At 58.1% G+C, this 6,677-nt stretch carries 5 protein-coding genes and 1 pseudogene; 4 read left to right on the forward strand and 2 right to left on the reverse strand.

From position 1 onward, the window contains the following. A partial coding sequence (locus tag ACOYQJ_RS25960; protein WP_422908775.1) for a LamG-like jellyroll fold domain-containing protein occupies positions 1–978 on the forward strand: 978 nt, incomplete at its 5' end. 122 nt (positions 979–1,100) lie between these two features. Here the strand turns inward: ACOYQJ_RS25960 and ACOYQJ_RS25965 are convergent. Beyond that, positions 1,101–2,018, reverse strand: coding sequence for a LysR family transcriptional regulator (locus ACOYQJ_RS25965; protein WP_422908776.1), 918 nt, complete (start codon positions 2,016–2,018; stop codon positions 1,101–1,103). Between the two features lie 153 nt (positions 2,019–2,171). On the opposite strand from ACOYQJ_RS25965, the gene chvE reads away from it, so the two are divergent. From chvE to mmsB, 3 genes are all read left to right on the forward strand, one after another. Further along, positions 2,172–3,224 (forward strand): multiple monosaccharide ABC transporter substrate-binding protein, encoded by a 1,053-nt coding sequence (chvE, locus tag ACOYQJ_RS25970; protein WP_422908777.1) that lies wholly within the window; start codon positions 2,172–2,174, stop codon positions 3,222–3,224. Between the two features lie 87 nt (positions 3,225–3,311). Next, positions 3,312–4,832 carry a multiple monosaccharide ABC transporter ATP-binding protein gene (gene mmsA, locus ACOYQJ_RS25975; RefSeq protein ID WP_422908778.1) on the forward strand — a complete coding sequence of 507 codons (1,521 nt, stop codon included), beginning with the start codon at positions 3,312–3,314 and terminating at the stop codon, positions 4,830–4,832. Between the two features lie 12 nt (positions 4,833–4,844). Next, the gene (gene mmsB, locus ACOYQJ_RS25980) at positions 4,845–6,068 is read left to right on the forward strand and encodes a multiple monosaccharide ABC transporter permease (RefSeq protein WP_422908779.1); all 1,224 of its coding nucleotides are present in this window, start codon (positions 4,845–4,847) and stop codon (positions 6,066–6,068) included. 273 nt (positions 6,069–6,341) lie between these two features. Here mmsB and ACOYQJ_RS25985 read toward each other — a convergent pair. Beyond that, a pseudogene (locus ACOYQJ_RS25985) lies at positions 6,342–6,677 on the reverse strand (hypothetical protein); the annotation flags it as partial.

The raw sequence follows: 6,677 nt of genomic DNA on the forward strand, positions 1-6,677 counted from the left end.
ATGACCTGGGAGACCAACACCGAGTACCTCCAGTTCGGCGCCCTCGGCTGGGGCAGCAAAACCGGCGAGGCGGGCTTCTCAAAAGTCTTCGACGGACAAATCTCCGATATCGTCATCACTGAAGGCGTCAAGACCCCGGCAGAGGTGGCCGAGATCCTGAATCCCACTGTTCCGGAGGTGCCAGATCCCTTGGTTGATCTGGTCTACAGCCAACTCGGTGCACTGGAGATTGCATCTGCCTCCGATGTGCTTGAGATCGCGCCTTCGGTGGACCTGAACCTTGCGTCGGGCACCATCGCCTTTAGCTTTGAAGCCGACAGCGTCGGCGGGCGCAAGGGTCTGGTGTCGAAGGACGCGAGCTATTACGCCGGGGGTGGCAACCACTTTGCCGCCTACATCGAGGACGGCGTGCTTAAGGTGCGGTTCCAAGACGGCTCCAGCGACCAGACCTTCGAGATCCCGGGGATCGAGGCGAACACCGTCTACGACGTGCAGTTCGACTTTGATGGCACCACGGTAAACGTTCTGCTGGACGGCGTGAACGTCGGCACGGCCGAGTTTGGCATGACCTGGGAGACCAACACCGAGTACCTCCAATTCGGCGCCCTTGGCTGGGGAAGCAAAACTGGCGAAGCCGGATTTGGCAATGTCTTCGACGGCACGATCACCGACATCGTCGTCACAGACGGGGTCAAAACTCCGGCCGAAGTGGCCGAGATCGTCACGGCGCAGTCTGCTGTCGACCCGGTGATCTATGATGCCTTCATCTACGGCGAAACTTCGAACACCGGTTCTGGTGAAGTCATGGACAGCGGTGACATCTCGCCATGGATGGATCTGTTCGGGGCAGAATTCGCGCTGCAAGCCGGCAGTGGTGAAACCGTCGATGCGCTCACCGAGACTAATGTGGAGGTGCAGTTCGATCTGTCCAGCCTGTTCACATTGGATCCTGAAACGGCAACAGACAGCCTGTTCTGACGCCTGTAGAAGCACGCGGGCATTGGTCCAAAAGCAACAAGGTCAAGCGGGGCATTCTCGCTTGGCCTTTTTCGTCCGGGCCGCGCGGTGAGATGGTGGTTTCGCCAGAAATTGCGCCCGCTTCAGAGGTTTTGCAAGACACGGGTGTAGATCATTTCCGCCGCCTGGCGAAGCTGACGCGCATAATGGCGAATGACGAAATACGGTGGCACCGTGATATCCTCTTTCAGGTCGATGACCGTCAGGTTGGCGCCAAAATCCTTGCCGGTCAGCATCTCGGCCACTTCGCGCGATTGCGGTGCAATGACATCCGAGGTTGCCAGAAGCGACTGAATGATCAGAAGGGATGAGCTGTTCATCACGCGCGGCGGGGTAGGGACGCCGCGATTGTGAAAGGCCAATTCGACCGCCTGCCGGATTGGCGATCCACGTTCCTGAATTGCCCAGTCAAACTCCAGCAAGTCGCCCAGACTGACGTTGGTATGACCGGCAAGCGGATGCATCTTGCGCACCAGCAATTGCACCACTTCCGATCTTGCCGGATGAACCAGAAAATCCTGACTACTCTGGCTGGCTGGAATGCGGGCAATCACAAAGTCAAAACGGCCTTCCTCCAGACCGCGCACCAGATCGGTTGACGGGCTGACTTCGATGGTGATGGACATATCCGGCGCTTCCTCCCGAATTTGCTGCACGACCGGCATCAAAATACCCACCGCCGGACCTGTAACCGTACCAATGCGCACCTCGCCCGACTGACCGGTGCTTAGGCCACGCACTTCTTTTTCCAGACTGTCGAGTTCTGAAAGCACCACCCGTGCATGACGCAGGAACGCCTCGCCGACCGAGGTCGGCTCCATGCCTTTCGGAGTGCGGGTGAAAAGCAGCGCCTCGACCTCGCGTTCAATCTCGGCCAGGATGCGCGAGGCGGCGGGCTGCGACATGGCCAGCGTGCTGGCGGCAATCTGAATTTGTCCGACCTCGGCGATCTTGAGGATCAGTCTGAGATGGGTCAGTTTGAGGCGGCGTATGAGGTCCATGACATAACATCAGGGATATACGGGCCGCGCACAATAGCATTTTACAGGTATGCCAAGGTTCCATAACCATGGGCGAGGGCCGTCAGGCTCAAATCAAACAGGTGCCGCACGCCCACACAGACGGGGGCCAGCCGCGCCGCTCGGGAGGTAGATATGAAACTCAGAACTATTCTGGCCACGGCAACCGCGGCCATCGCATTCGCGTCCGCAGCCTTTGCAGACGGCAGCGTCGGCATTGCCATGCCAACCAAATCTTCGGCGCGCTGGATCGCCGACGGCGACAACATGGTCAAAGAGCTGGAAAAGGCGGGTTATGAAGCCGATCTTCAGTATGCTGAAGACGATATCCCCAACCAGCTGGCGCAGATCGAAAACATGATCACCAAGGGCGTTGACGTGCTGGTCATCGCAGCCATCGATGGCACCACCTTGTCGAACGCGCTGGAAAACGCGGCTGCCTCGGGCATCCACGTCATCGCCTATGACCGCCTGATCCGCGACAGCGAAAACGTCGACTATTACGCGACTTTCGACAACTTCAAGGTTGGCGTGCAGCAGGCGTCCAGCTTGGTGAGCGGTCTGAAAGAGCGTTTTGGCGACGGCCCTTACAATGTTGAACTGTTTGGCGGCTCGCCGGACGACAACAACGCCTATTTCTTCTATAACGGCGCCATGTCAGTGCTTCAGCCGCTGATCGATGCGGGAACGGTCAACATCGCGTCGGGACAGATGGGCATGGACACCGTCGGCACGCTGCGCTGGGATGGTGCGGTCGCTCAGGCGCGCATGGATAACCTGTTGTCGGCATATTACACTGATCAGGACGTGCACGGTGTTCTGTCGCCCTACGATGGCCTGTCCATCGGCATCCTGTCCTCGCTCAAGGGTGTTGGCTATGGCTCTGGCGACATGAAGATGCCGATCGTTTCCGGTCAGGACGCCGAAGTGCAGTCGGTCAAGTCGATCCTCGCGGGCGAGCAATATTCGACCGTTTTCAAGGACACGCGCGAGCTGGCCAAGGTCACCGTCGGCATGGTTGACGCCCTGCTGGCTGGCGGCGAGCCGGAAATCAACGACACCGAGACCTATGACAACGGCATGAAGGTGGTTCCGTCCTACCTGCTCGAGCCGGTTTCGGTTGACGCGTCGAATTGGGAAGAGGTCCTGATCGGGTCCGGTTACTACACCGAAGACCAGATCAAGTAAGCCTTCCACTGACTTCACTCCCCGGCCTGTCCGTATCTTCCATGTGGGGATACGGGCGGGCCCCATATTTACAACGAAGGGGGCGCAATGACTCCGCTTCTTGAAATGCGCGCGATCACCAAAACCTTTCCGGGCGTCAAGGCGCTGGATCAGGTGAACCTGAAGGTGATGGATGGCGAAATCCACGCGATCTGCGGCGAAAACGGGGCTGGCAAGTCGACCTTGATGAAGGTCCTTTCCGGGGTCTATCCCGCCGGCAGCTATGACGGGGAAATCCATTACAGCGGTGATCTTGCCGAATTCCGCGACATCTCGGATTCGGAGGAAAAGGGCATCATCATCATCCACCAGGAGCTGGCTTTGGTCCCGCTTCTGTCGATTGCCGAAAATCTGTTTCTGGGCAATGAACGCGCGGCCAAAGGCGTGATCGACTGGCGCGAGACCTTCCAGCGTACCGAGGCGCTGTTGAAAAAGGTCGGCCTGAAAGAAGCGCCCGCCACGCGTATCGAACAGCTTGGCGTGGGTAAACAGCAACTGGTCGAGATCGCCAAGGCGCTGTCCAAAGAAGTCCGCCTTTTGATCCTGGACGAGCCGACAGCGGCGCTGTCTGAATCCGACAGTCAGGCGCTTTTGGACCTGATGCTGGAACTCAAATCACAGGGCGTTACCCAGATCATCATCAGCCACAAGCTGAACGAGGTGCGCCGCGTCGCCGATACGGTCACGGTAATCCGCGACGGCACCTCGGTGTCGACAATGAATTCCGCCTCGGGTGAAGTGACCGAGGATCGTATCGTGCGCGACATGGTGGGCCGCGATATGTCGGACCGCTATCCGCCGCGCCCGCGCAATCCCGGTGACGTGCTGATGGAGGTGAAAGACTGGAACGTCTGGCACCCCGATCATGCAGAGCGGCAGGTCATCACCGATGTGAATTTCACCGTCCGCAAGGGCGAGGTGGTCGGCATTGCAGGGCTTATGGGATCAGGCCGCACTGAACTGGCCATGTCAGTCTTTGGCCGCAGCTACGGGCGCAATATCTCGGGTCAGGTGCTGCTGGGCGGCAAACCGGCAGACGTGTCCGAGATTGACCGCGCGATCAAGGCGGGTCTGGCCTATGTCACCGAGGATCGCAAATCTCTGGGCCTCGTGCTGGAAGAGAATATCCAGACCAATATCACGCTGGCCAACCTTCAAGGCGTGTCCAGTGGCGGAGTGATCAACGAACGCGAAGAAACCTCGGTCGCTGAGAAGTATCGCAGCGCCATGAACATTCGCACGCCTTCGGTCTTTCAGAAGGTGATGAACCTTTCGGGCGGCAACCAGCAAAAGGTTGTGCTGTCGAAATGGCTGTTCGCAGGCCCCGAAGTGCTGATCCTTGATGAGCCCACCCGCGGCATCGACGTGGGCGCGAAATTCGAGATTTACGGCATCATCAATGAACTGGCCGCACAGGGGAAAGGGGTCGTCATGATCTCGTCCGAGATGCCCGAACTTCTGGGCATGTGCGACCGCATCTATGTCATGAACGAAGGCGAACTGGTTGGCGAACTCACTGCCGACGAGGCCAGCCAAGAGCGCATCATGTCGCTCATTGTTACGGAATAGGGAGGACCTGCGATGGAACAGGCACAAAGCGCGCAGGCCAAAGGCATGGCCTATTATTTCAAGCACCACATGCGGGAATACGGCCTGCTGATCGCGCTGATCGCGATCATGGTGTTCTTTCAGATCGTCACCGATGGCACGCTTTTGAAGTCAGTGAACATCACCAACCTGTTCTTGCAGAACAGTTATATCATCATCATGGCGCTGGGAATGCTTGTGGTGATCGTCTCGGGCAATATCGACCTGTCTGTCGGATCGGTCATGGGCTTTATCGGGGCCTTTGCGGCCGTCATGATCGTGGAATGGGATGTGCCGGTCTCGGTGACGATTGTCCTGTCGCTGGGCATGGGCATTCTCATCGGCGCGGCTCAGGGTTATTTCGTCGCCTATTGGAAAATCCCGTCGTTCATTGTGACTTTGGCGGGGATGCTGGTGTTCCGGGGCGCATCGCTCTGGCTGCTCGAAGGGCAATCGGTTGGCCCGTTCCCGAAGGCGTTCCAGATGCTGTCGACCGGCTTCGTGGGCGACATCTTTCCCAAGGCGATGACCACACCGCTGGCGGAGATGGCCGGCAGCCGAAATTTCAACGGATTGGCGATGTCCCTCGGCATCATCGCAGTTGTCATCATCGTCTACATCGGGCTCCGTGATCGTGCGCGTAATGTCAAATACGGCATCGAGGATGAACCCCAGTCCTTCTTTGTAGTCCGCAATATCATTGTCGCCATCGCGTTGCTTTTCGTGTCTTTCAAGCTTGCCACCTTCCGGGGGCTGCCGAATGTGCTGATCTCGATGGTCGTGCTGACGGTCATCTATGCCTTCCTGACAGCCAACACGACCATTGGCCGACGCATTTATGCCTTGGGGGGCAACGAGAAGGCCGCCAAATTGTCTGGCATCAAGACCGAGCGCCTGATGTTCCTCGCTTTCGTCAACATGGGACTCTTGGCTGCGCTGGCGGGGCTGATCTTTGCGGCGCGGCTGAACACCGCCACGCCCAAGGCCGGCTTTGCGGTTGAACTTGACGTGATTGCCGCTGTGTTCATCGGCGGAGCCTCCATGTCCGGCGGTTCGGGCAAGGTGATCGGTGCGGTCGTTGGCGCGTTCATCATGGGCGTGATGAACAACGGCATGTCCATTGTCGGCATCGGGATCGACTACCAACAGGTAATCAAAGGTCTGGTCCTGCTGGCTGCCGTGTTCTTCGACGTTTACAACAAGAACAAGCAGGGCTGACCGCTGCAACAAAGGGCCGCTGTCCGAACCGGGCAGCGGTCCTTGTTTTTTGCAAATTGCAAGTTTGACTGCAGTCCAGCCATGCCCGCTCTCTCGAATGTTTGAACTTTAGGAGAGAGCAATAGTCAGATTTGCGATCACGCAGATTCGTTGCAACCAAGTAGAAATGTCACCGGGTTTGCAAAGCAGAAGTGTCTCTAGGGGCTTAGGCTCAGGACTCATAGCCAATAAATTACGAGCGCCGCGAGCGCGATAGCTGAGACGAAGAAGTTGAGGCCGGCCCTTGCTGTCGCAGATAGCATGCAACTTGGTATTCATGTTGCCCTTGGTGCGGCCATTCAGGCGGCCACGCCCCCTTTTTTGCGCCCAGGCTGGACGCAGTGCAATGGGCTTTCAGGTAGGTGGCGTCCCTTGCCCGGCAGGGCAGTTCCGAAGGAAGAGTCCCGAGAAGGATCATCACTGTCTTTTTCTCGCCGTGCTGAGCGGCCAGGCCAGCCATCATCTGCGCAAAAATGCCCTGTTCGTGGCAGCACTCGGACCATGTATGGATGGCTCCCGCGGGGCAAGGGTTGATCGGTTGGTTCTGGCGTTTGGTCGGGTGCGGCCATG

Source organism: Pacificoceanicola algae (genome assembly GCF_049341065.1).
Taxonomy (GTDB): domain Bacteria; phylum Pseudomonadota; class Alphaproteobacteria; order Rhodobacterales; family Rhodobacteraceae; genus Pacificoceanicola.

Coding starts and splice junctions, on each gene's coding strand:
- ACOYQJ_RS25965 (WP_422908776.1), bottom strand. CDS start 2,018: ATGGACCTCATACGCCGCCTCAAACTGACCCATCTCAGACTGATCCTC.
- chvE (WP_422908777.1), top strand. CDS start 2,172: ATGAAACTCAGAACTATTCTGGCCACGGCAACCGCGGCCATCGCATTC.
- mmsA (WP_422908778.1), top strand. CDS start 3,312: ATGACTCCGCTTCTTGAAATGCGCGCGATCACCAAAACCTTTCCGGGC.
- mmsB (WP_422908779.1), top strand. CDS start 4,845: ATGGAACAGGCACAAAGCGCGCAGGCCAAAGGCATGGCCTATTATTTC.